The following is a 24155-nucleotide window of genomic DNA, read 5'->3' on the forward strand; positions in this document are numbered from 1 at the left end:
ACTGCTCCCTTGCTTCCAACGGTGAGGACAGAGCAGTTTCGCACCCCCGGCGGGCAAAGCATTCTAAGCGGCCGCTTACGATGGCCCGGATGACGCCGCGAGAAAGGTCGCGGCACCCGTCGTGAGCACGCCGAGAAAACGCAGGAGCGCCGTCCGTGAGCGTCGAACCCCTCCAGACCGCCGGCCCCGGCCCGTACACCGTTCCGTACGGCCGACTGGTCCCCGTCACCGTCTACTTCGACGACCTCGACGCGCTCGGCATGCTCCACAACGCCCGCTATCCGCTGCTGGCCGAGCGCGCGTGGGGCGAGTACTGGCACGCCCAGGGCTTCGCCTTCGACGGCGACTGGGCCACCGCGGGCGACATGTGCAACGTCATCAAGGAAATGCGCCTGACCTACGAGCGCCCGATCACCCGCGCCGGCCGCTACGCCGCCCACCTGTGGGTCGAACGCCTCGGCCGCACGGGCCTGACCTACGGCTTCCGGATCTGCTCGGCCGACGGGACCGAGACCTACGCCGAGGGGCACCGGGTGCTCGTCCGCGTGGACTTCGCGACGATGCGGCCGACCCCGTGGTCGGACCGGGCGCGCGCGATAGCCGACGGGCTGCGGCGGCCGGAGGCGGGGGCGGCCTGAGCGGGGCGCCTCACATACCGGAGCGGCGCAGGGCCTCGCGTACGGCCATCGCGCCGGCCTGCGTGAAGCCCCGCTCGTGGGAGTCGACCAGGTGCCATCGGGCGTCGGTGACGGTGCACCAGGCCGCCGCCCGGACGTCGTCCGGCAGCTCGTCGAGGGCGTTGCGCACCCCCTGCTCCAGCGCCTGCACGAACTCGCCCGGCAGCCACTCCTCCGGATTCCGCCGCCGTTCGCGCACCGGCCAGTCGAAGACGACCGGCGCGAACTCGTCGTCCGGGAGCGGTTCGAAGTCCACAGTGACGATGGCGAACGGACCGCCGCAGCCGGTCTGGCACACATGGAAGATGCGGACGTCCCGCACCGCCTCGGGCGGGAATCGGCGGGGCCCGGTCACAGCGGTCGGGGCGGTTACGGCGGTCATGGCTAGGAGGCTTCCAGATCCCCCGCCGGCGCATCCACCGCTTTACGCGCCTCCCGCCCCGGCACCCGCAGCACCCGTGCCCCCGCCACCAGCCCCAGCGCCAACGTCGTGACCAGTGCGAACGACAGCGTCAGCGAGGTGGCCTGGGCGATGCCGCCGATCGCGGAGGGGGCGATCAGGCCGGAGGTGTAGGTGATGGTGGCGACGCCCGCGATGGCCTGGCTGGGGGCCGGGCCGCTGCGGGCGGCGGCCGCGAAGGCGAGCGGGACCACGACGGCGATACCCAGGCCCATCAGGGCGAAGCCGGTCATCGCCGCGGCCGGCTGCCGGGCCGTCACGATCAGCAGACCGCCGGCCGTCGCCAGGACCCCGCCGCCGCGCACCGTGCGCACGGGTCCGAGGCGGGCCACCACCGTGTCGCCGGCCAGCCGGGCGGCGGCCATGGTGCACGCGAAGGCGGTGGTCGACGCGGCCGCCAGGCCCGCGTCGGTGCCCAGCCGGTCCCGGAGGTAGACCGCCGACCAGTCCAGGCCCGCGCCCTCCGCGAACACCGCGCAGAACCCTATGGCGCCGATGACCAGTGCCGACCTGGGCGGCAGCGCGAAGCGGGGCGGCGGATGTTCCTCGGGGGCGCTGCGCAGATCCAGTACGCCGTGGCAGGCGGCGGCGCCGAGCAGCGTCAGCACCAGGGCGGTGCCGCCCAGATGGAGCCGGGCGTCGGTCCCGGCGTGCGCCGCGACGGTACCCGCGGCCGAGCCCAGCAGGGCACCCGCGCTCCACATGCCGTGCAGCCCCGACATGATCGGCCGGCCGAGCCGGTCCTCGGTCTCCACGCCCAGCGCGTTCATCGCGACGTCCGCCATGCCGGAGGCCGCGCCGTAGACCAGCAGCGCCCCACACAGCGCGTACAGGTTGGGGGCCAGGGCCGGCAGCACCAGCGCGAGGGTCCACAGGGCGAGCAGGACGCGCAGCGCGGTACGGGCGCCGAGGCGATGGCTGATCCGTCCGGCCAGCGGCATCGCCAGGGACGCGCCGACGGCGGGGAAGGCCAGGGCCAGCCCGAGCCGGCCCGGGCCGATGCCGGTGTGGTCCTGGATCCAGGGGACGCGGGTGGCGAAGGCGCCGGTGACCGAACCGTGGACGAGGAAGACGGCGGCGATGGCCCAACGGGCGCGGCGCAGCTGGTTCACGGGGCGCGGGGGACGGGCGCCGGTGGCGCCAGGGCCGGACATGACGGCACGCTAACTTCCCAAGTTGCCTGATTCCAGGGCGCGTTGGCGTCCTGTTGCGCACAGGTCACGCCGTCCGGCCGTCATCGGCCCGGCGCCCCGCCCGCCCGCTCCGCCAGGAACTCGGCGTAGGTCCGCTCCCCGTCCGCATGCTCCGGCACGAGATTCCCGCCCCGCCGCAGCGCCGCGAGCGCCCGGCCCGGCAGCCACAGCGGCATCAGCAGCCGGCGCCGCCCGCCCGCCTCCAGGGTCGCCCGTGCGAGGTCCCGGGCCGTCAGCACCTGGGGCCCGCCCAGATCGGTGACCCGTCCGGCCGGTGCACCGGCCGCCAGCTCGGCCAGCCGGTCGGCCACCTCCCGCACCTCGACCGGCTGTACCCGTACGCCCGCCGGCACCGGCAGCACCGGCGACCGCGCGCCCGCCTTGACCAGCTGCAGCACCAGATCGTGGAACTGCGTCGTCCGCAGCACGGTCCAGCCGAGCCCGGAGTCCTCGATCAGCCGCTCCACCGCGAGCTTGGCGCGGTAGTAGGGGAGCGGCACCCGGTCCACCCCGACGATGGAGATGTAGACGAGGTGGGGCACGCCGGCCTCCTTCGCCGCCTCGATCAGCCGGCCCGCCGCCTCCGTGTCGCCGCCCGACGGCGCCGTGGCGCAGTGCACGATCACCTCTGCCCCCGCGACCGCCTCGTCCAGCCCGACGCCGTCCCGCAGATCCACCGCGTACACCCGCAGCCGCCGCCGCTCCCGGCCGGTGTGCGGCCGCCGGCTGAGCGACCGCACGTCGTGGCCGTCGCCGAGCAGCCGGTCGACCAGGACCCGTCCGAGCGTGCCCGTGCCGCCGGTCACCAGAATTGTCGCCATCGGGGAATCCGTCCTTGGGTGAAGAGGTGCCAGTGGTGTCCCCACTGTGACGAGACGGGCGCACCGTCCGTGACACCCGACGCGCCGCATCCCGGGAACCGCCCTGTGAGCCACCCCACAGGCCCTCGCCCGCATGGCCGACGATCAGCCGTGGCAGACTGAAGCTGTACTGACATAAGAGCAGCAGCGCACTCCGGGGTCGGTGTAATTCCGAACCGGCGGTTACAGTCCGCGACCCGTCCGCAGCCAGCGGCCGGTTGAGCAGGTGAAATTCCTGCACCGACGGTGAAAGTCCGGATGGGAGGCAGTGCGCGGCGGGCGAGCTCGGTACACCGCCGTCGGCGGCGCGTCCGGACGACCGAAGTCGTCTTCCCGGGCGGGCTCCGCCTTCCGGTCCGGTGTTCCCGTTGCTCCGTTTCCCGCTTCTGTCGTCCAGACAGCCCCGGAGTCCGTGCCCGAAGAGGCAGGAGGACCCGGTGGCCACCGCAGCCCCCGATGAGACCGCGGCGATGCGCCGAGCCATTGAGCTCGCCGCGCGCGGCCTCGGGCACACCAGCCCGAACCCGGTCGTCGGCTGTGTCGTCCTGGATTCCGCAGGTCACACGGTTGGTGAGGGCTGGCATCAGCGGGCCGGCGGGCCGCACGCCGAGATCCACGCGCTGCGCGCGGCGGGAGAGCGGGCCCGGGGCGGCACCGCACTGGTCACCCTCGAACCCTGCAACCACACCGGCCGCACCGGCCCCTGTGCCCAGGCGCTGATCGACGCCGGTATCACCCGGGTGGTCTACGCCGTCCCCGACCCCACCCCGACCGCCACCGGCGGCGCCGTCACCCTGGGCGAGGCCGGGGTCGACGTCGAGGGCGGACTGCTCGCCGACGAGGCCGCCGCGGGCAACGAGGCCTGGCTGACCTCCGTGCTGCGCCACCGCCCCTTCGTGCTGTGGAAATACGCCGCCACCCTCGACGGCCGGATCGCCGCCGCCGACGGCACCAGCCGCTGGATCTCCTCGCCGCAGTCCCGCGCCGACGTCCACCGGCTGCGCGCCGCCGCCGACGCCGTGATCGTCGGCTCCGGCACCGCCCGCGCCGACGACCCGCAGCTCGGCGTCCGGATCGCCGGACTGTCCGACGACGAGATCAGCCAGCCGCTCCGGGTCGTCGTCGACTCCGGCGCCCGTGCCGTCAAGGCCGGCGCCCGCGTCCTGGACGGCACCGCGCCCACCCTCATCGCGGTCGCCGACGACGCCGACGCCGCCCATCTCGAAGGCCTCGCCCCGATCGTCCGACTGCCGCGCGCCGCCGACGGGCGCGGCCTGTCCATCCCCGCCCTGCTCAAGGCCCTGTACGAGCGCGATGTCCGCTCCGTACTCCTCGAAGGCGGCCCCACGCTCGCCGGGGCCTTCCTCGCCGCCCGGTCCGTCGACAAGGTCGTCGGCTATCTGGCGCCCGTACTGCTCGGCGCCGGACCGGCCGCCGTCGGCGACGCCGGAATCACCACCATCGCCCAGGCGTTGCGGCTCGATGTGACCGACACCGAACGGCTCGGGCCCGATCTGCGCATCACCGCCACCCCCGCCCACCCGTCGCCCGCCACCACCCTGGCAACGAGGCGCTCCGCGCCCGCCTCCGCATCCCTTCCTGAGGAGAACTGACGTGTTCACCGGAATCGTCGAAGAACTGGGCGAGGTCGTCGCCGTCGAGAACCTCGGCGACAGCTCCCGCTTCCGTCTGCGCGGCCCGCTCGTCACCTCGGACGCCAAGCACGGCGACTCCATCGCCGTCAACGGCGTCTGTCTGACCGTCGTGGAGACGCAGGACGGGGAATTCACCGCGGATGTGATGGCCGAGACCCTGGACCGCTCCAGCCTGGGCGCGCTGACCGCAGGCTCGCGGGTCAACCTGGAGCGCCCGATGGCCCTCGGCGGACGGCTCGGCGGCCACCTCGTACAGGGCCATGTCGACGGCACCGGCACCATCGCCGAGCGCACCCCGGGCGAGCACTGGGAGCTCGTCAGGATCGTGCTGCCCGGCGCGCTCGCCCGCTACGTGGTCGAGAAGGGCTCCATCACCGTCGACGGCGTCAGCCTGACCGTCGTCGAGGCCGGAGACGACTACTTCACCATCAGCCTCATCCCCACCACGCTCGACCTGACCACCCTGGGCATCAAGCAGGTCGGCGACCCCGTCAACCTCGAGGTCGATGTCCTGGCCAAGTACGTCGAGCGGCTGCTCGGCCGGGGCTCCGGCGACCTCAAGGACCTCGAAGACCTCGCGGAAATCAAGGAGATGGACCGTTGAGCGCCCTCGGCTGGCTGAACGGCGAGGCCTTCACGGCCTTCGGACAGCACGTCATCTGGTCGGACATGGTCGGCAACACCGTCGGCCTGGCGGCCCTCGCCCTCGGCTGGCGGCGGTCCATCTGGACCTGGCCCGCCCAGTTCCTCTCCGGCGTCATCCTCGTCGCCGCCTACGCCTCCGCCCACCTCAGCGGCGGCGTCGGCAAGCAGCTGCTGGTCATCGGCGTGGCGCTGTGGGGCTGGCGGCAGTGGCAGCGCGGCAGGCAGCAGGCGCAGGACGGCTCGATAGCCGTACGGTTCGCGAGCTGGCGCGAGCGCGGTGTGCTGATCGGCGGCACGGTCCTGGGCACCGCCGCCGTCGGCACCCTGTTCACCCTGCTCCCGCAGCTGTCCTGGAACCCCTGGCCGGACGCCTACATCTTCATCGGCACGCTCGCCGCGATGGTCGCCCAGGCACGCGGCCTGGTCGAGTTCTGGTTCGCCTGGCTGCTGGTCGACGTCGTCGGCGTCCCGCTCGCCTTCAGCAGCGGCCTCGCCTTCTCCGGCCTTGTCTACGTCGTCTATCTCGCCCTCGTCGTGTGGGGCATGCGCGACTGGTGGGTGCGCTCTCGGGCCGCCACTCGCCCCGTCCTGGAAGGAGCAGCGGTATGACCGCACTGCAGAGCTGGTACGACGCAGAGAACGTTGACGAGGCAGCTGCGCTGGCGCTGGACCCCGTGGAGCGGGCCATCGCCGACATCGCCGCGGGCCGCCCCGTCGTCGTCGTGGACGACGAGAACCGCGAGAACGAGGGCGACCTCGTCATCGCGGCCGAGAAGGCCACCCCCGAGATCGTCGCCTTCATGATGAGCGAATGCCGCGGACTGATCTGCGCCCCCATGGAGGGCCCGGAACTGGACCGGCTGGAACTCCCGCAGATGGTCGAGCACAACACCGAGTCGATGCGGACGGCCTTCACCGTCTCCGTCGACGCCACCGCCGCGCACGGCGTCTCCACCGGCATCTCCGCCGCCGACCGCGCCACCACCCTGCGCCTGCTCGCCTCCGGCGACTCGGCGCCCGGTGACTTCGTACGCCCCGGCCACATCTTCCCGCTGCGCGCCAAGCCCGGCGGCGTCCTGGTCCGCAACGGCCACACCGAGGCCGGCGTGGACCTCGCCCGGCTCGCCGGACTCCGCCCCGCCGCCGCCATCGTGGAGATCGCCGGCGAGGACGGCACCATGCTGCGGCTGCCCGAGCTGGTCCCGTTCGCCCGAAAGCACGGCCTGTCGATCATCTCCATCGAGGACCTGATCGCCTACCGCCGCAGCTCCGCCCCCACCGTCCGCCGCGAGGCCGAGACCCGGCTGCCCACCGCGCACGGCGAGTTCACCGCGTACGGCTACCGCTCCACCGTCGACGGCGTCGAGCACATCGCGCTGGTCGCCGGGGAGATCGGCGACGGCGAGGATGTCCTGGTCAGGGTGCACTCCGAGTGCCTGACCGGCGACATCTTCCACTCGCTGCGCTGCGACTGCGGCCCCCAGCTCGAGGCCTCGCTGCAGCGGATCACCGAGGCCGGGCGCGGTGTGGTCGTCTACCTCCGCGGCCACGAGGGACGCGGCATCGGACTGCTGTCCAAGCTGCGCGCCTACGAACTCCAGGAGCGCGGCCGCGACACCCTGGACGCCAACCTCGAACTGGGGCTGCCCGCGGACTCCCGCGACTACGGCGCGGGCGCGCAGATGCTCCAGGACCTGGGCGTGCGCTCGCTGCGGCTGATGACCAACAACCCCGAGAAGTCCGCCGCCCTGGTGCAGCACGGCCTGAGGATCACCGGCCGCGAGCCGATGGCCGTCCAGGCGGGCGAGCACAATCTGCGGTATCTGCGCACCAAGCGGGACCGTATGGGCCACGACCTGCCCTGGCTGGACGCCGAGCACGCGACCACCTGCGGCAACCAGTAGCCGTCGCCAGTAGCCATAGCCAGAAGTCAGCACATACCACCACCATCACCCGTACGAGGAGAACCGTGAGCGGCAAGGGCGCACCCGAACTGACCGTGAAGAACTGTGGCGACCTGCGGGTGGCCGTGATCGCCGCGCAGTGGCACCAGCAGGTGATGGACGGCCTGGTGGACGGCGCCCTGCGCGCCCTGGCCGAGCTGGGCATCGACGAGCCGACGCTGCTGCGGGTGCCCGGCGCCTTCGAGCTGCCGGTCGTCGCCAAGGTCCTGGCCGGCCGCGGCTATGACGCGGTGGTCGCCCTCGGCGTCGTCATCCGCGGCGGCACCCCGCACTTCGACTACGTCTGCCAGGGCGTCACCCAGGGCCTGACCCAGGTCGCCGTGGAGACCGGTGTCCCGGTCGGGTTCGGCGTGCTGACCTGCGACACCGAGCAGCAGGCCCTGGACCGGGCCGGCCTCGAGGGATCGGCGGAGGACAAGGGGCACGAAGCGGTCACCGCCGCGGTCGCCACCGCTGCCACGCTGCGTACCGTCTCCGAACCCTGGCGGTAGGAGGAGCCGGGCGACCGCGTAGGGTAGGCGTCACCATGTCCAAGAAGACTTTCGAGGAGCTCTTCGCCGAGCTCCAGCAGAAGGCCGCCACCGGCGACCCCGCCACCTCCCGCACCGCCGAGCTGGTGCAGGCCGGTGTCCATACCATCGGCAAGAAGGTCGTCGAGGAGGCCGCCGAGGTCTGGATGGCCGCGGAGTACGAATCCGACGAGGCCGCTGCCGAGGAGATCTCCCAGCTCCTCTACCACCTTCAGGTGATGATGGTCGCCAAGGGAATCTCCCTCGACGACGTCTACGCCCACCTGTAACCCCGTTACACCCCCGCCCACACCCGTACGAACTCCCTCTCCTGCAAAGGAAGTCGCTCTCATGCTGCGCATCGCTGTCCCCAACAAGGGTTCACTGTCCGAGCCTGCGTCGGCGATGCTGCATGAGGCCGGCTACCGCCAGCGCAAGGACCGCCGGGAACTGGTCCTGGTCGACGCCGAGAACGAGGTCGAGTTCTTCTTCCTCCGGCCGCGCGACATCGCGGTCTACGTCGGCTCCGGCAAGCTCGACATCGGCATCACCGGCCGCGACCTGCTGCTGGACTCCGGCTCCCAGGCCGAGGAGATCATGCAGCTCGGCTTCGCCGGCTCGACCTTCCGCTACGCCACCCGGCCGGGCACCGCCAAGGACGTCACCGAGTTCGGCGGCATGACGATCGCCACCTCGTTCGCCGGCCTGGTCACCCAGCACCTCGCGGACAACGGCGTGGACGCCTCCGTCGTGCACCTCGACGGCGCCGTCGAGACCGCCATCCAGCTCGGCGTCGCCGAGATCATCGCAGACGTGGTGGAGACCGGCACCACCCTGCGCAACGCCGGCCTGGAGATCATCGGCGAGCCGATCCTCAAGTCCGAAGCGGTGGTCATCCGCCGCACCGGCGCGCCCGAGGACGACCCGAAGGTCCGCCAGTTCCTGCGCCGGATGCAGGGCGTCCTGGTGGCCCGCCGCTACGTGATGATGGATTACGACATCCGCGTCGAGCACGTCGAGAAGGCCGTCGCCCTCACCCCCGGCCTGGAGTCGCCCACCGTCTCCCCGCTGCACCACGAGGGCTGGGTCGCGGTCCGCTCGATGGTCCCCTCGAAGGAAGCCCAGCGCATCATGGACGAGCTCTACGAGCTCGGCGCCCGCGCGATCCTGACCACCGGCATCCACGCCTGCCGGCTCTGACCGCCCGCCGCAGCCCCGCACACCCCACGGAAGACCGACGACGTGTCCGCGCCCCTGCCCAGCCTCCCGGTGACGTTCCGGCCGGCCCGTACCCGGGCCGTCCTCTACGCCGCCGGCACCGCCCAGCTCGCCGCCCTGACGGCGATCGCACTGGCGCTGCCGGAGCTGACCGGCGGCGAGCGGCTCAGCTTCATCGGTACGAGCCTGCTGATCCTGGCCGTCCTCCTGCTGCTCGCCCGCCCCAAGGTGGTCGTGCGGCAGGAGGGCATCACCGTCGTCAACCTCACCACCAAGCGCGAGCTGGCCTGGGCCCAGGTGCTGCGGGTCAACCTCCGTCAGGGCGACCCCTGGGTCCACCTCGACCTCGCCGACGGCACCAGCCTGCCCGCGATGGGCATCCAGCCCGGTATCGCCCGCGACCAGGCCATCCGCGACGCCCGCGCGCTGCGTGAGCTCGCCGAGAACCACGGCACCGGCAACCCCACGGCCGGGTGAGCCTGCCCTAATCCGGGCCCTGCTGTTTACTCTGTTCTCCGGGACGCATCGTGCCTCCCGGAGCCCGCGCGCGGCCGCGCGCGTGGCCCACCTGCAAACCGAGGAGTGAATCCCTCCGGCAATGGACGGATTGCCCTGTAGTACCTGCGCCGCCCCTCCCCGACCTCCGTACACCACGGAGGTACCCACCCCGGAGGCGGCGGCATGACCGGCCCCCTGCTCCTGCTCGCGGCGGCACTCGTCCTGATCCTGGCCAACGGTTTCTTCGTGGCCGCGGAATTCGGCCTGGTCACCGTCGAGAAGGCGGACGCCGAGCGCGCCGCCGCCGACGGCGACCGGCGCGCCGCCACCGTCGTCTCGGCACTGCGCGAGCTCTCCTTCCAGCTGTCCGGCACCCAACTGGGCATCACCATCACCTCCCTGGTGGTCGGCATGCTCGCCGAGCCCGCGCTGGCCGAACTGCTGGCCGGCCCGCTGCGCGCCGTCGGCCTGCCCGGGGGCGCGGCACCCGGCGTCGCCGTCGTCCTCGGCATGCTGCTGGCCTCCGCCCTCCAGATGGTCGTCGGCGAGCTGGTCCCCAAGAACTGGGCGGTCTCCAAGCCGCTGCAGGTCGCCCGCTTCGTCGCCGGCCCGCAGAACGCGTTCTCCCGCTTCTTCCGCCCGGTGATCACCCTCCTCAACACCGTCGCCAACCACCTCGTCCGCTCCCTGGGCGTGGAGCCGACCGACGAGCTGGCCTCCGCCCGTACCCCCGGCGAGCTGGTCTCGCTGGCCCGGCACTCCGCGCAGGCCGGCGCGATCGAGCAGGACACCGCGGACCTCTTCGTACGGACCATCACCCTCGGCGATCTGACCGCGGAGAACGTCATGACCCCGCGGGTACGCGTCAGCGCCCTGCAGGCCACCGCCACCGCCGAGGACGTGGTCAACCTCACCCGCGCCACCGGTCTGTCCCGCTTCCCCGTTTACCGCACCCGGCTCGACGAGGTCGTGGGCATGGTCCACCTCAAGGACGCGCTGGCCATCCCGGCGCACGAACGGCTGCGCACGCCCGCCGGCCGGATCGCCGTACCGCCGCTCCTGGTCCCCGAGACACTGCCGGTCCAGCCGCTGCTCGAACGCCTGCGCAGCGAACAGCCCATAGCCGTGGTCGTCGACGAGTACGGCGGCACGGCCGGCGTGGTCACCCTGGAGGACATCATCGAGGAGCTGGTCGGCGAGGTCCGCGACGAGCACGACGGGGTGGACCTGCCCGAGCTGGGCCAGGCCCCGCCCGAGGACGGCCGGCCGTCCTGGGACGCCGACGGCGGCTGCCGCGTGGACACCCTGCGGCGGATCGGCCTGGAAGCCCCCGACGGCCCGTACGAGACGGTGGCCGGACTGGTGGCGCACATACTCGGCAGGATCCCGGCCCCCGGCGACACCGCCGAACTCGACGGCTGGCGGCTGCGGGTCCGGCTGGTCTCCCACCATCGCGCCGAGCGGATAAGGATCGTACGGACGGCCCCCGCCGCCACGGCCGCCGTCCCCGCGGCCGCCGCCCCGCTCGCCGCGGAGGTGGCGCGATGACCCTGGCCCAGCTTCTGTTCGCGATACTCCTCGTGCTCGCCAACGGCTTCTTCGTCGGCGCCGAGTTCGCCCTGGTCTCCGTACGCCGCAGCCAGATCGAGCCGCTGGCGACGGAAGGCTCCAAACGGGCCCGGCAGGTCCTGCACGGCCTGGAGAACCTCCCGCAGATGATGGCCGCCGCGCAGTTCGGCATCACCGTCTGCTCCCTGACGCTCGGCGCGGTCGCCGAACCGACCGTCGCCGCCCTCCTGGAACCGGCCTTCGAGGCGATCCACCTCCCCGAGGCCCTCATCCACCCCCTCGGCTACGTCATAGCCCTCGCCCTGGTGGTCTTCCTCCACCTCGTCATCGGCGAGATGGTCCCCAAGAACATGGCGATGGCGGCGCCCGAGAAGACCGCCCTGTGGTTCAGCCCCACCCTGGTCGCCTTCGCGCGGCTGTGCCGCCCCGTGACGGCGCTGCTGGGCGCCCTGGCGCACGGTGTCCTGCGGCTCTTCCGCGTCGAGCCGAAGGACGAGGTCGAGGCGGTCTTCACCAGCGAGCAGCTGACCCATCTGGTCGAGGACTCCGGCCAGGCGGGCCTGCTGGAGCCGGCCGAACAGGAGCGCCTCTCCGACGCCCTGGAGCTCGGCAGCCGCCCCGTCACCGACGTCCTCCTCGACCGGGCGGGCCTGGTCACCGTCGACCCCACCGTGACCCCGCGCCAGGTGGAGGAGCTGACCGTCAAGACCGGCTACTCCCGCTTCCCGGTCTGTGCGCCCGGCGGCGTGTACATGGGCTATCTCCATGTCAAGGACGTCCTCGACCTGGAGGAACGCGACCGTGCGGTCCCCCAGCGCATCTGGCACCCGATGACGACCCTCCGCGCGGAACTCCCCCTGGACGACGCCCTGACGGCGATGCGCCGGGCCGCCTCCCACCTGGCGGCGGTCGCCGACGGAACCGGCCGGGTACTCGGCCTGGTGGCCCTCGAGGACGTCCTGGAAATGCTGGTCGGCGAGGTCCGCGACCCCTCCCACCGCCGCGCCCCCGAGGCCCGCGCCCAGCGCGTCGCCGAACCACGCGCCCTGCCGGACACGGACCGGTCCCTGCCGGAGGAGGACCGGGCCCTGGCGGGGTGAGGAAAGAGGGAATACCGCCCCGCCCCCGCTGCGTTGTGGCCTGCAAGGGGCGCTCCCATCCCCTAGGGGATCTGTTCGAACGTCCCCTAGGGGTACAGGTGCCCCGCACAGCACAGCACCGCCCGCCCGGACGTCAAGGCGCCGGCTCAAGGCGCCCGCTAGAAGTCCAGCCCCTTGGGCGGCGGCCCCGGTGTACCCGGCCCGCGCCCCGACAGTACCTCCCCGTACGCCTGCATCAGATCGGGCAGCCGCAGGGTGGCGAGGTCGTCGCGGGTCGGGGTGCCGCGCCAGGTGGACAGCCGCAGATCGCGGTAGGCGCAGCTCTTCTCGTACAGGGTGCGCAGAAAGCGGCCGTTGCCCAGTTCGTCGATCCAGCCCTGATCGACGACATGGCCGCTGATGCTGCACAGTTCGTCGCGGGCCTCCTCGTCCCAGCGGTCGCCGTTCTCCGCGGCCAGTACCTCGCCGATGGCGGTCAGTTCCAGCGGCCGGTAGCTGGGGAAGTCGACGCGGCTGGTGAAGCGGGAGGACAGGCCCGGGTTGGCGGCCAGGAGGCGGTCCATGCCCTCGGGGTAGCCGGCCAGGATGACGACGAGCCGGTCGCGGTTGTCCTCGGCGCGCTTGAGCAGTACCTGGAGGGCCTCGTCCCCGTAGGCATCGCCCTTGCTGTAGCCGGTGTTGGACAGGCTGTACGCCTCGTCGACGAAGAGCACCCCGCCCAGCGCCGAATCGATCAGCTCATTCGCCTTGACGGCGGTCTGGCCCAGGAACTCGCCGACCAGGTCCGCGCGTTGAGCCTCTACGAGGTGATCGCCGCCGAGGAGGCCCAGTGCGTAGAAGACCCGCCCCAGTATCCGGGCCACGGTCGTCTTGCCCGTGCCGGACGGGCCGGAGAAGACGAAGTGCCGCTTGGGCGGCTGTACGGGCAGGCCCTGGCTCGCGCGCAGCCGTGCCATGCGCAGCTGCGCCGACAGCGCCCGCACCTGCCGTTTGACCGGCTCCATGCCGACCATCCGCTCCAGCTCGGCCAGTGCCTTCTCCAGCAGGACGGGGTCGGCGGGCGCGGCGGGCAGCCGTTCGGCGCCGCGCGGGACCGGCGTCGCGGCCTTGATGCGGACGGTGGTGTCGTTCCCGGGCGGCGGACCGACCGGATCGGGGTCCTGGGTCCCGTCCGGCTCGCCGGTCGCCAGCAGCTCGCGGCCGTCCACGGGATCGAGCGGCGCGAGGGGGTCCAGATCACCGGCCGCCTCCTGGCCGGCGCCCGAGGCGGAGACCGTCGCCAGGCCGTTGCCCTCGTCCAGGCCGTCCGCCTCGGTGATGGCGGCCAGCCGGGCCGCGGTGTCCATGAACGCCGGGTCGACGCGGTGCACCGCACGGTAGAGGGGCAGGGCGGCGGCGCTGCGGCCGGTGCCCTCATGGGCGCGGGCGAGCCAGTAGCGCAGCTCCTTGCGCTGGGGCTGCTCGCTGCGACAGCGCATCAGGGCGGTGGCCAGCAGCGGTTCGGCCTGCCCGTACATCTCCAGCCGGACGCGCGCCATCCCGCCGAACAGCCCGGCCTCGATGCCCAGTACGGGGTCGCCGAGCAGCGGCTCGGCGTGTCGTACGAGCTGGTCCCAGTCCTTGACGAGATAGGCACGGCAGGCGTGCAGAAAGCGGACCTGGGGGTCGGTGTCGACCGGTGGGCAGCCGGCCAGCGCCTGGTCCAGCTCGGCGACATGGCGGCCGTCGAGCCAGTGGGACGCGTGGGCGAGCAGCAGATCGCGGCCGGTCTCCAGTACGGGCTGCACCCACCAGCCCAGCCAGTACCAGGAGTTGAGGGTGCGTCCGTGGCGGGAGCGCTGTTCGCCGAAGCGGTCGCGGTGCTGGTGCATGCGCAGCAGTGCGGTCGCGGTGTCGGCGCGCAGGGCGTGCAGACCGAGCCAGGCGTCGGCCATGGTGGGATCGAGCCCGACGGCGGTCCGGAACTCCTCCTCGGCCTGCGGATAGGCGCCCACGGTGTAGGCGTCGACCGCGCGCAGCCAGGCGAGTTCGGCCGGGGCGGGCGAGCCCTGCGTGCCGAAATCCATCCCGTCCCCCCACAAAACGTCCCCCCGGAGGTGTGCGCCACCGGGTGTGTGCCGGGCCCGTGGCCGCCCCAACCGGCGTACGGCGGGCGGGAGTTCACCATCGCCGCGCACACAGCGGTCCGGGCCCTGCGGAGACACAGACTCGCATCGTACCCGCGAGATCGGTGCAGGCCGAAGAGGGCGGCACGGGAGAGAGCGGCCGGGGTCGGCAGGGGTCGGCGGCGTGAAGATTACGGTGACCGAGGGTGAGGGGCGGGCGGCCGACGGCGGCCCGGAGACGGAGTTTCATGCAGAACGAAGCCCCCGATCACGGGGGAACAACCGGGGGCTTCGCATCTGCGGGCGGTCCGTTGAACCGCACATTGAGAACGTAAGTCCTGTACGCCCCCTAGGTCAAGCCGAGTTGGGCACTCGGCGGGACCCTGTCGTCGCCGCCGCGGCTCCCGGCGGCGTACCGCTACGGAGGGTTAATTCCGAGGGTGATCATGGTGCCCCGGACGGTCCCACGCGTACCTCGTATCCCGCCGGCCTCTGATGCACCAGGAAGTCGGCGTAAGGGCGCGAGGGGTCCGCCGTGAAGTGCCGGCGCTCCGCACGAATCCAGCCATCCCAGAAGACCGAAAGGCCCGGCCCGTCCCGGAGTTGACCCCTTTCCCATGAGTGCTCGCGCGCCAGTTCCATCCACAAGAGACACGCCAGATACGGGCGCAGCGTGCGACGGCCCGTGCCGACACCCTCGATCAGCACCACGGGCGCGGGGGCCAGGTCCCGCCACTCGCCGAATTCCCGGCGCACCCAGTCATAGATCCCGTAACGCGCGAGCTCGCCCCGCGCCAGCGGCTCCACCACCTGCTCCCGGAACCGCTCGTCCCAGGTGAACAGCTCGTCGTGGGTGGCCAGGTCATCGGTGTGCACCACCGGCGCACCCCCCAGCGCCTCCGCCAGTCGTGCGGCGAAGGTGCTCTTGCCCGATCCCGCGTGTCCGTCCACCGCGATCAGCCGGACCGGCCCGCAAGAGGGCGGCAGGGCCCGCAGCCGTTCGGCGAGCGCGGTCAGCTGGTGTTCCGTCGCCATTACCTCAGCGTACGCCAGTGGTCCACACCAATATTCGTCGCGCGACGCGCGCCGAACCGCTGGCCGAAGGCCGCCGGGAACGGAGATAGTTGGAGCCATCGCTGACATGCACGCGCTCGTACTCGTCCGTCGTCCCGGCCCGACCCCTCGTATCTGCTCGCCCGCATCCGACTGGGGGACCTCCAGATGACCAGCTCCGCGCCCCGCCGTACCGTCCTGGCCGCCGCGCTCGCCGCCGCGGCGGGCGCCGCCGCCCCCAAGGCGCAGGCCGTCGACGCGCCCCGTGAGACCGCCGCGCGCCCCCTTGCCCCGAGCTCCGCGCCCCGCAGATCGAAGAGCCTCGTGGACTATCACGCCTGGACCACCGCCGCCGACTGGCACGCGGGCAAGCACCGCGGCACCGGCGCCACGCACGGCGCCCGCCCCGGCATCCGCATCACACGGCCCCTCGGCACCGTCGAGTACACCGACCCGCACACCCAGAAGACCGCCGCCTGGGAATACGCCACCTGGACGGCCCCCGTGCACACCCTCGGCGCTCCCGCCACCGAGGTCGTCGCCTCCTGGAACGCTCACACCCCGGCCGGCACCTGGATCACCGTCGAACTCCGCGGCACCTACAGCGACGGCGGCCGCACCCCCTGGTACGTCATGGGACGTTGGACGTCGGGCGACGGCGAGGACAGCATCCGCCGGACCTCCGTCGATGACCAGAAGGACGGCAGGAGCAGCATCTCCACGGACACCTTCGCCATCGACGACCCGGCGAGCGGCCTCCGCCTGGTCTCGTACGCCCTGCGCGTGACGCTCCACCGCACGCCCGGCAGCGGGCGCACCCCGACCGTATGGCGGCTGGGCGCCATGGGCTCCGACCTCCCCGACCGCTTCGAGGTCCCGGCCTCCGCCCCGGGCCTGGTCGGCCGGGAGCTGCGCGTGCCCCGCTACTCGCAGGAGATCCACAAGGGCCAGTACCCCCAGTACGACAACGGGGGAGAGGCCTGGTGCAGCCCCACCTCCTCCCAGATGATCATCGAGTCCTGGGGCCGCAGGCCCACTCCCGAGGACCTCGCCTGGGTCAACCCCGACTACGCCGACCCCCAGGTCTGCCACGCCGCCCGCCACACCTTCGACTACCAGTACGACGGCTGCGGCAACTGGCCCTTCAACGCCGCCTACGCCGCTACATACAAGGACCTCGAGGCCGTCGTCACCCGCCTCTCCTCCCTCACGGACGCCGAGCGCCTCATCCACGCGGGCATCCCGGTCATAACGTCCCAGTCCTTCCTGAAGACCGAACTCGACGGCGCGGGCTACGGCACCGCCGGACATCTGATGACCGTCATCGGCTTCACGGAGAACGGCGACGTCATCGCCCACGACCCGGCGGCACCGGACGATCGGGCCGTGCGCCGGGTGTACCGGCGCCGGCAGTTCGAGAACATCTGGCTGCGCACCAAGCGGTACGACGACAAGGGCAAGGTCAAGAGCGGCAGCGGAGGCGTCTGCTACCTCTACTGGCCGACCAGGCCGACGCCACGCCAGCGCCGTGTGCTGCGGGAGCTGGGAATCCGCTGAGCATGGGCGCCCCGAAGGCCGCCTCGCTCACGTGACGGCGGCGCTCGGTGCCATCGAGGGGGAGGTGGCCGTACCGGTCCACCGTGATCTTGATCGAGCTGTGGCCCATCCGCCGTGACACCTCGTGGATGGGCACACCGTTGCTCAGGGTCACGGTGGCCATTTGTGCGCAGGTCGTGCGGGTTGTGGTTCGGAAGCCCGAGGTGTTTAAGAGGGTGTCTCACGTGGCAAGTTTCGCGAGCTTCTGGTAGCAGATCAGGGCGGTGGCCAGGCCGAGGAAGGCGAGGAAGTGCGAGCCCTTTCGTTCGTATCGGACAGTGAGGCGACGGCAGCCGAAGAGCCAAGCGATCGACCGGGTTCGGCCCGGTCAGCGATCCCCCCTTTTGGCGCGAACGGAGGCCGCGTCGACGATCGCCGAGGTCCAGTCCACCTCGCCCCGGGCCCCGAGTTCGTCCAGCACCGCCCGGTGCATCCGACGCCACAGGCCTGCCTCGGTCCATACCGTGAAGCTGCGATGCGCGGTGCGGGCGACGTGCCGAACGTCGGCGGCAGATGCCGCCAGGCACAGCCGCTGGTCAGCGCGTACACCACTGCCGTGAACACGGTCCGCTCGTCACACGGAGCGGTCCCACCACCTTGCGGACGAGCAGCGAACGACAGCAACAACGGGGCGGCCCGCTCCCATAGTTCATCAGGAACCAGACGCTTCGATAGATCAGCGCCCACGACCGGCATCGTGCCGCACGAACATCAAGGCACGTGAGACAACCTCTAAGCCTTGATTGGTGTGGCCGACCTGGCGGCCTGCTCGATCTTCGCGCAGTAGGCTGCACGGGCTTGCTCGTCGATCTGCTTTTCGTGTTCGGCGCGCAACCCGGTCCGGCCGTCGAGGCCCTCGCGCAGGATATCGGCGTGCCCGGCATGCCGGATGGACTCGCCGAGGACATGGACCATGATGGCGAACAGGTTCGTGTCGGCATAAGGCTCCGGCCACCACGGCACGTGGCCGGGGGCGTCGAGGGGAAGCTCGTTGATCGTCGCGTCCGAGTGTTCCCACGTGCGCCGGTAGAACCCGATGATCTGATCGCGGGTCTCGTCCTCGGTCGCCCACAGATCGCTGCCGTTGGAGTCCTGCCACCGGGGCAGCGGTTCCGGGGAAGGGCGGTCGAAGACCTCGCCGAAGTACCTGGCCTCGACGGTGGCCACGTGTTTGAGCAGGCCGAGGAGGTTGGTCCCGGTCGCCGTCAAAGGTCGGCGGGCGTCGTATTCGGACAAGTCGTCGAGTTTCCAGAGCAGCGCCTTGCGGTCCCGCCGCAGTCTCCCGTGCAGGTTGTCTTTCGCGAATTCATCGATCATGCGGCATGAGCCTGCCATCGGCTGCTCGTGGTCTCAAGATCCCGTACGTGGTCCGCATCGACTGGCAGAGCCGAGGCCGGGCCGTGGCCGCCGCCCTGACTTGCTACAAGAAGCTCGCGAAACTTGCCACGTGAGACAACCTCTCAGCGCGCGGTCCCAGGACTTACGAAAAAGGTCGGGATGGATCATTCCCCGGCTTGATTCCGTATAGCGAGTGGTTCAACGAGCGGTTCAAGGGGCGAGGGTGCAGGTATGTCGCGCCACTCGCCCTCTTTCCGATGCTTCAGGAGTGCAGGGAGGGCGACGTACTTACCCGACGAATTCTTGATGTGCACACCTTGCCGTCGGCAACGCAAGGTGCCGTCGAGGATGTCCTCCGGGAAGACACTCAGCGACTCGCCGATGCGCAATCCGCAGCAGGCCATGAGCCATACTGCCGGCTCCAAGCGAGGTCCAATTTCCTTGGCCACGGCTGAAATCTCTCCATAGCTGGGGAGCGCCCTCTCGTCTACTTGCATGAGCTCCTCCACGTGCGCCGCGGTGACCTGGGAGATCGTCTTCTTGCCCAGCTGCGGGGGTACGTGCAGGCGCATGATGCGCTCGTACGACTCCTCCGTGCCAGCCGCCATGCTCTTCAGGCCGAGCCAATCGGCCGCATAACGCCGCACCGACACCTTGCCTGCATCCGGATCGACGTAGAGGCTCTCCTTTTTGTCGTTCTCCATCTTGGTCGCGAAATCCATCGCGTCCTTCTTGCGGTCGAACGACTTCTCGCGCTGCCGAGCACTACGCCCACCGGGCTCCCGGTACCGCACGAGCCACCGCTTGCCGGGCATGCCTGCACCCTTTTCCAGGACCGTCGCTAAATCCGTACCCATCGATCCGAGCGTTCCGATGGGTCTTCCCTTCGGGGGTGTGTTGTTGTAGCTCGAAATTCCCGGTCGCGCCAAATGTGGGCTGGAGTTGAGGATTCGCTACGTGGCAACTCGAGCGAGGACCTTGAGGTTGCGTCATGGGATGGGACGCCGAATCTTGCCGTCGAAGCGCTCTGCGGCGTCCATGCGGCTGCAGGGTGTCGGCGGTGGTGGTGTGGCAGCCGAATATTTCCCGGAGAGGAGCGTGACGATCAGGAGGAGTCACAGGAAGACGTACGGAGAGAAGCTCGCGGTCGGTGCGAGCGGTGCTCCGCTTCCCGTGTCCGGTCCGGTCATACGACGGCGTGGCTGGGGTTCCTGGCGAAGGGCTCTGACCTGCGTCGGAGTCCCCTTCCGACCTTTCACGCGCTTGCCGCTTTGGGCAGCCGAAATTCCTCGGAAGTCCCTCTGGCAGAGCTGAAAGTCCCTGAAAAGTCCCAGAGGAGGGGCGGCCCTGGGCGCGGGGTGGATAGGTCTGTCGGCGCGATCTCCGCCTGCGCGGAGCGACCGGCACGAATCGGTCCGCGAGCTCGACCGCTGAGGAACATCTCGCCGCGAGAGCGGAGCGGACCGCCTGCCGAGGGACGAGGTCGGCAGGTACAGCGGAGCTTCCACTGGCCATGCGCTGGAGGCAGCAGCCACCGGCCACCGGCCACGAGTTCGGTACCGACCTGGAACAAGGCACACCCCACACCAAGGAAGAGGCAGATGCGATGAGCAAGATCATCACTGCCTTCGCCAAGGGCGACGAAGGCAAAACGGTCCACGACGGCGTGGGCGGAAGTCTCGGAGCGTCGTCAGTAGGGCGTGCTGCTGCGCTCGCGCGTGGTGAAGGGGCTGCCCATGAAGGTCCTTGGGTGAATGGTGAATCAGGGCAGGTCGGGGGCGTTGTCAGTGGGGTACGGCATGATGCGGGTACGAAGGTTTCACGGGGTGATCGCAGGCACCCCGTGAGGTCGCCCGCGCACAATCCAGCCACGCCTGTGAACGGCACGTCGGCGCCGCTTCGGTGTACGCGTTCGCCCCGCCGGAATCGATCACCGAGCCGCGTCGCCGGCGCCGCGCCACACGTGGGTGGCAGGCGCACGCCACACCTGGGTGACAAGCGGCGGTCGGGGTGCGATTCACCCCGTGCGACGCCCCTAGGATGAACGGCGTACGGTCAACACGACTTGACGGTGCCGGACGGACAGGACAACGGGGAGACAATGACCAGCCCGACCCAGGCCCCAGAACAGACCAAGGCTCATGAGCCCCACCCCTACATCGGGGGGCGCAATGCTGCGCTGCGCGCGCTCACCGCGTGGCGGAGGGAGCGGCCGGGCGCGCCTCGGGTCGTCATCCTGACCGGAAGTCCGGGCACCGGGTGTTCGCGGCTGCTCATGGGGTTCCTGATGCTCTGCGACCCGGAGTATCGCAAGGGGCTCGAACTGGACGCGCTCGATCCGGCGACCGTGCCTCCGGACTTGCCCGCACCCGCGGTGCCCAGCGTCGCCGGGCTGACGGCGGCGCAGACCCTGTGGCTGCTCGCCGATCACTACGAGTTGTCCGCGACCCGCACCGCCGACATCTTCCCCGAACTCGGTCAACTCCCGTTGTCCGGACGGCCGGTGACGATCGTGGTGCCGGATGTGGATCGAGCCGGTCCGGTGCGGGGGGCGGGTGAGCCCGCGCACGTGGTGCGGAACGTGCTGAAGCCCCTCGCCGCCGTCGAGTCCATACGCCTTCTCGCCGACGTGCCCCGGGAGCTCGCCGTCGAGCTCGCCGAGGGCCTGCCGCCCGGCGTGGCCCAGATCATCGACCTCGACGCATCCGAGTGGGCCGACCCCGAAGGGCTTGTGCTACAGGCCGAGGCGCTGCTCGATCCCCAATTCGGCGCCCCGGAGCTGCCGTTCACGACCGAGCCCGACGCTCGACGCGCGCTCGCCCAGGCGATCGCCCGGCACGCGGGAGACGGCGCGGGCAGCCGCCTGACCGTACATCTCGCCGTGCAGTCGATCCTGATGCACCCGGAGGGGTTCGACCCGGCGGATGCGAGCCAACTGCCCGGCAGCGTAGGCGAAGTGCTCGATCTGCACGCCCAGCGACTTGACACCCACCCCCGCACCCTGCGGCAGATCCTCGCGCCCCTCGCCCTTGCGGAGGGCGACGGCCTGCCCGTGCACCTGCTGACCCCGCTCGCCTCCGCCGTCGCCGAGCGGGACATGAGCGAGGACATGGCCCGGGGCATGCTGCTCGTCGCCCCCTTCATCCGCCCCGTCGAGAGGGACGGCGAAGGCATCCCCGAGGACGAGCGGACACTCCTCGGGTTGCAGCACCCGGGCATCGGCGAGGCCGTTCGGGAAGGCATTCGGGATATTCCGGGCGCTCAGGCGCGTATCGCCATGGAGCTGCTGGAGGCCGTACCCGATCAGGACTGGGCGAAGGCAGGGGAGTACGTTCGCGATCACATCGCGGGACACACCCTGGAGGCCGGTTTGCTGCCCCGGCTCCTCACCGACCCCGGCCTGTTCGCCCACGCCGACCCGGTGCGGTTGCGCGCCGCGGTGGAGGCCGTACCTCCGGAGCAGCTGGACGCACCGGCGCGCACCTATCTGCGTACGGCCCCGCTGCTCACCCGCACCCAGGCACCCGCGATCCTTCGAGCGGCGCTCCTGGAGACCGCGTTCGTCGAAGACGGACTGCCGGAGTACGCGGCGGTGTTGCGGCGCCTGGTGCCCGAGCTTCCCTGGCACACCCTGTGGAGCGTACCGGTCGCCGGGGCCGACGCCGTGACCGTCGGCACACTGTCCCCGTCCGTGGCCGCGTCGGACAGCGCCGCGGAGGCTCCTGCGAAGCAGGAGCCTCCGGAGCCGGCCCCGCTCGCGGTCGCCGTGAGCATGGTGCCTCAAGGAACCCCGGGTTCAAGCCCGTTGAAGGCCGACGATCCCGAGGCCCCCGGCGTGCTGGTGCAGGACCTCGCCACCGGCTCCGTCATCGATGCCGACCCGCCCCGGATCCAGCGCCCCTCGGATGACGAGCGCGCCACGGGGCCGCTCGGGTTCAGCCGCGGCGCCGACTATGTACGCGTCTGGCGGCGCGGCGAGCAGAAGGGCGACGAGAAGATCGTCACGGCCCTGATCTCCGCCACGCCCTTCACGGGAACCGACCTCTCCCCCGACGGGATCCTCCTTGTTGCCACGGAAAGCGGTGTGAAGGCGCTGCAGATCCGCCCGGCGCAGGCCTATGACACGACCGCTCGGCGCTCCGTCCCCGACCCCCGGGCAGCCGAGCCCGAGCCCGAGCCCGTACAAGCCCCCGGGCCCGATGCCCACCCGACCGCCTGACACCCACCCACCGCAGACCGTTAGCCTCAAAGCCTCACAGGCCCGAAGCCTCTCGAAGGCGCGCGCATCAGAGTGTCTGCACCCGGCCCACTCGGACGAGGACCGCGGAGCGCACCCGGCACCGACCCCGGCCGCACCGGCCCCGTCCGCCCGACGACTCGAAGGGAGTTCCCGTGATCAGCCAGGAGCAGGCGCTCGCGACCGCCGAGGGGTGGCTCAACCCCGAGGGACAGGAGCACCGTGAGGTGCGGATGCAGGAGTTCGATCTGGGCTGGGTGGTGTGGGCCGCGGCCCCGCCGATCGAGCGTGACCCGGTCACGGGCAAGCGCCGGCCGCCGGCCACGATCGGCCACTCCTGCGGTGTGGTCGACCGCCGCACCGGCGAGCTCAGCACCTGGCCGTCCGTGCCGGTCGAGGAGGTCGTGGGGATGTATCGGCAAAAGCACGGCGGCGGTCAGGAGGCCGCGCCGCCCGCGCAGCCGGCGGTCACGGGCCCCGGCAACACCACGGTCATCACCTACGTCGACCCGCGCACCGGCGAGGAGACGAGCCTCGCCAAGAACTCCGCCCCCGGTGAGCCGCACTCCGAGTACCAGGCCGTGGTGGAGCTGGACAGCCTCGGCGTCCCCGCGGAGAACGTGGTCGCGGTCCACACCGACCTCAGCTCCAGCCTGCTCCCCGGCGGGTACCCGGGCGTGCTGCTCGGCCGTCACTACCCCAACGCCCGGTTCTCCTGCACGCATGAGTACGGCCTGCGGGGCGAGGAGCGCGCCGAGGCGATCGCCGGGCTGATCCAGCACGTCGAGACGATGCACCAGATCGCGGGACAGCAGCCGCCGCCCCGGCCTCACCGCGCGCCGGTGCCGACCGACGTCGAGCCGGCCGAGCCGCTCAGCGACGTTGCCCTGGGCCGCGAGCTGGCAGAGGCCTTCGACGCCGACGACGTACGTCGCTACGACGCCGACGACATGGCGGGCACCCCGCTCCCCGAGGCCGCCAAGGCCACGCTGACAGGGGCCGGGCTTCCCGACATCCCGTTCTTCTTCACGGCCGACAACCCGGAGGCGGAGCTTCCGGCGGGCCTGTTCGGCAATGCCGCCGGGCATCTGCGCGAGGTCGGCTCCCAGGCGAGCGCCGACTCCCTCGCGTTCCTGGAGGGCCACGTCAGGATCGGCACCGACGGGGTCGCTCTGATCACCGTCCAGTGCGCGGGGTCCGTACTGGAGGGTGAGCCGGTCGGCCAGCTCTGGGCCGTCACACCGGAAAGCGGCGCGGGCCGCCGCGTCAACGCCTCGGTGTCCGCCTTCGCCCGCTCCCTCGCGCTCCTGCACACCACGCGCGAGAAGATGACCGCGCTCGACCCGATCATGGCGGGCAGCGCCCTCGCCGACTTCCAGGAGGAGCTCGTCGCCATCGACGCATCGGCCCTGGACGACCCGAGGAACTGGTGGTCGGTGATCGTCGAGCAGATGTGGCACGGGTTGTTCTGATCGACC

General features: G+C 71.3%; 22 protein-coding genes and 1 riboswitch. Of the genes, 14 read left to right on the forward strand and 8 right to left on the reverse strand.

Annotated elements, in window-relative coordinates:
• The first annotated feature begins 155 nt into the window (after positions 1-155).
• On the forward strand, positions 156-638 hold the full coding sequence (locus ADL29_RS11260; protein WP_053923531.1) for an acyl-CoA thioesterase: 483 nt from the start codon (positions 156-158) through the stop codon (positions 636-638).
• Positions 639-648: 10 nt separating this feature from the next.
• Here the strand turns inward: ADL29_RS11260 and ADL29_RS11265 are convergent, their stop codons facing one another.
• The 3 genes from ADL29_RS11265 to ADL29_RS11275 all read right to left on the reverse strand — a co-directional run bounded on the left by ADL29_RS11265 (position 649) and on the right by ADL29_RS11275 (position 3151).
• Positions 649-1059 (reverse strand): hypothetical protein, encoded by a 411-nt coding sequence (locus ADL29_RS11265; RefSeq protein ID WP_053923532.1) that lies wholly within the window; start codon positions 1057-1059, stop codon positions 649-651.
• Between the two features lie 2 nt (positions 1060-1061).
• On the reverse strand, positions 1062-2291 hold the full coding sequence (locus ADL29_RS11270) for an MFS transporter (RefSeq protein ID WP_053923533.1): 1230 nt from the start codon (positions 2289-2291) through the stop codon (positions 1062-1064).
• A gap of 80 nt (positions 2292-2371) precedes the next feature.
• Entirely contained in the window at positions 2372-3151 is a 780-nt protein-coding gene (locus ADL29_RS11275; RefSeq protein ID WP_053923534.1) for an SDR family oxidoreductase, read from the reverse strand.
• A 184-nt stretch (positions 3152-3335) separates the two neighbouring features.
• Positions 3336-3466, forward strand: a riboswitch (FMN riboswitch).
• Positions 3467-3627: 161 nt separating this feature from the next.
• Between ADL29_RS11275 and ribD the strand changes: the two genes are divergently transcribed.
• The 10 genes from ribD (at position 3628) to ADL29_RS11325 (ending at position 12348) form a co-directional block, all read left to right on the forward strand.
• Positions 3628-4803 (forward strand): bifunctional diaminohydroxyphosphoribosylaminopyrimidine deaminase/5-amino-6-(5-phosphoribosylamino)uracil reductase RibD, encoded by a 1176-nt coding sequence (gene ribD, locus ADL29_RS11280; protein ID WP_078970902.1) that lies wholly within the window; start codon positions 3628-3630, stop codon positions 4801-4803.
• 1 nt (position 4804) lies between these two features.
• The gene (locus tag ADL29_RS11285) at positions 4805-5449 is read left to right on the forward strand and encodes a riboflavin synthase (protein ID WP_053923535.1); all 645 of its coding nucleotides are present in this window, start codon (positions 4805-4807) and stop codon (positions 5447-5449) included.
• Positions 5446-6099 carry a nicotinamide mononucleotide transporter family protein gene (locus ADL29_RS11290; protein ID WP_046929064.1) on the forward strand — a complete coding sequence of 218 codons (654 nt, stop codon included), beginning with the start codon at positions 5446-5448 and terminating at the stop codon, positions 6097-6099. The genes ADL29_RS11285 and ADL29_RS11290 overlap by 4 nt, the downstream gene beginning before the upstream one ends.
• Positions 6096-7394, forward strand: coding sequence for a bifunctional 3,4-dihydroxy-2-butanone-4-phosphate synthase/GTP cyclohydrolase II (locus ADL29_RS11295; RefSeq protein WP_046929065.1), 1299 nt, complete (start codon positions 6096-6098; stop codon positions 7392-7394). Before ADL29_RS11290 ends, ADL29_RS11295 begins: the two co-directional genes overlap by 4 nt.
• Positions 7395-7459: 65 nt before the next feature.
• Complete coding sequence (ribH, locus tag ADL29_RS11300) at positions 7460-7945, forward strand: 6,7-dimethyl-8-ribityllumazine synthase (RefSeq protein WP_053923536.1); 486 nt, start codon at positions 7460-7462, stop codon at positions 7943-7945.
• 35 nt (positions 7946-7980) lie between these two features.
• Positions 7981-8253, forward strand: a complete 273-nt coding sequence (locus ADL29_RS11305; protein ID WP_046929067.1) for a phosphoribosyl-ATP diphosphatase — start codon at positions 7981-7983, stop codon at positions 8251-8253.
• 61 nt (positions 8254-8314) lie between these two features.
• A complete protein-coding gene (hisG, locus tag ADL29_RS11310) occupies positions 8315-9163 on the forward strand; it encodes an ATP phosphoribosyltransferase (RefSeq protein ID WP_046929068.1) in 849 nt (282 codons plus the stop codon).
• A gap of 42 nt (positions 9164-9205) precedes the next feature.
• Entirely contained in the window at positions 9206-9658 is a 453-nt protein-coding gene (locus ADL29_RS11315) for a PH domain-containing protein (RefSeq protein WP_053923537.1), read from the forward strand.
• Positions 9659-9862: 204 nt separating this feature from the next.
• A complete protein-coding gene (locus tag ADL29_RS11320; RefSeq protein ID WP_053923538.1) occupies positions 9863-11227 on the forward strand; it encodes a hemolysin family protein in 1365 nt (454 codons plus the stop codon).
• Complete coding sequence (locus ADL29_RS11325) at positions 11224-12348, forward strand: hemolysin family protein (RefSeq protein WP_046929071.1); 1125 nt, start codon at positions 11224-11226, stop codon at positions 12346-12348. The genes ADL29_RS11320 and ADL29_RS11325 overlap by 4 nt, the downstream gene beginning before the upstream one ends.
• Positions 12349-12506: 158 nt before the next feature.
• Here the strand turns inward: ADL29_RS11325 and ADL29_RS11330 are convergent, their stop codons facing one another.
• Positions 12507-14414, reverse strand: coding sequence for an AAA family ATPase (locus tag ADL29_RS11330; RefSeq protein ID WP_053923539.1), 1908 nt, complete (start codon positions 14412-14414; stop codon positions 12507-12509).
• Positions 14415-14897: 483 nt separating this feature from the next.
• Entirely contained in the window at positions 14898-15488 is a 591-nt protein-coding gene (locus ADL29_RS11335) for a uridine kinase family protein (protein WP_053923540.1), read from the reverse strand.
• 186 nt (positions 15489-15674) lie between these two features.
• On the opposite strand from ADL29_RS11335, the gene ADL29_RS11340 reads away from it, so the two are divergent.
• Positions 15675-17063: a C39 family peptidase gene (locus ADL29_RS11340; RefSeq protein ID WP_053923541.1), complete on the forward strand. Its 1389-nt coding sequence runs from the start codon at positions 15675-15677 to the stop codon at positions 17061-17063.
• A 255-nt stretch (positions 17064-17318) separates the two neighbouring features.
• Here ADL29_RS11340 and ADL29_RS40765 read toward each other — a convergent pair whose 3' ends face one another.
• From ADL29_RS40765 to ADL29_RS11355, 3 genes are all read right to left on the reverse strand, one after another.
• The gene (locus ADL29_RS40765; RefSeq protein WP_425424226.1) at positions 17319-17798 is read right to left on the reverse strand and encodes a transposase; all 480 of its coding nucleotides are present in this window, start codon (positions 17796-17798) and stop codon (positions 17319-17321) included.
• Between the two features lie 36 nt (positions 17799-17834).
• A complete protein-coding gene (locus ADL29_RS11350) occupies positions 17835-18419 on the reverse strand; it encodes a DinB family protein (RefSeq protein WP_053923543.1) in 585 nt (194 codons plus the stop codon).
• Between the two features lie 185 nt (positions 18420-18604).
• Positions 18605-19297, reverse strand: a complete 693-nt coding sequence (locus tag ADL29_RS11355; RefSeq protein ID WP_157878457.1) for a site-specific integrase — start codon at positions 19295-19297, stop codon at positions 18605-18607.
• 1244 nt (positions 19298-20541) lie between these two features.
• Between ADL29_RS11355 and ADL29_RS11360 the strand changes: the two genes are divergently transcribed.
• Positions 20542-22659 carry an ATP-binding protein gene (locus ADL29_RS11360; protein WP_211274289.1) on the forward strand — a complete coding sequence of 706 codons (2118 nt, stop codon included), beginning with the start codon at positions 20542-20544 and terminating at the stop codon, positions 22657-22659.
• A gap of 173 nt (positions 22660-22832) precedes the next feature.
• On the forward strand, positions 22833-24149 hold the full coding sequence (locus ADL29_RS11365; protein ID WP_053923545.1) for an SUKH-4 family immunity protein: 1317 nt from the start codon (positions 22833-22835) through the stop codon (positions 24147-24149).
• The last annotated feature ends 6 nt before the right edge of the window (positions 24150-24155 follow it).

It is taken from the genome of Streptomyces chattanoogensis, from assembly GCF_001294335.1.
GTDB lineage: Bacteria > Actinomycetota > Actinomycetes > Streptomycetales > Streptomycetaceae > Streptomyces > Streptomyces chattanoogensis.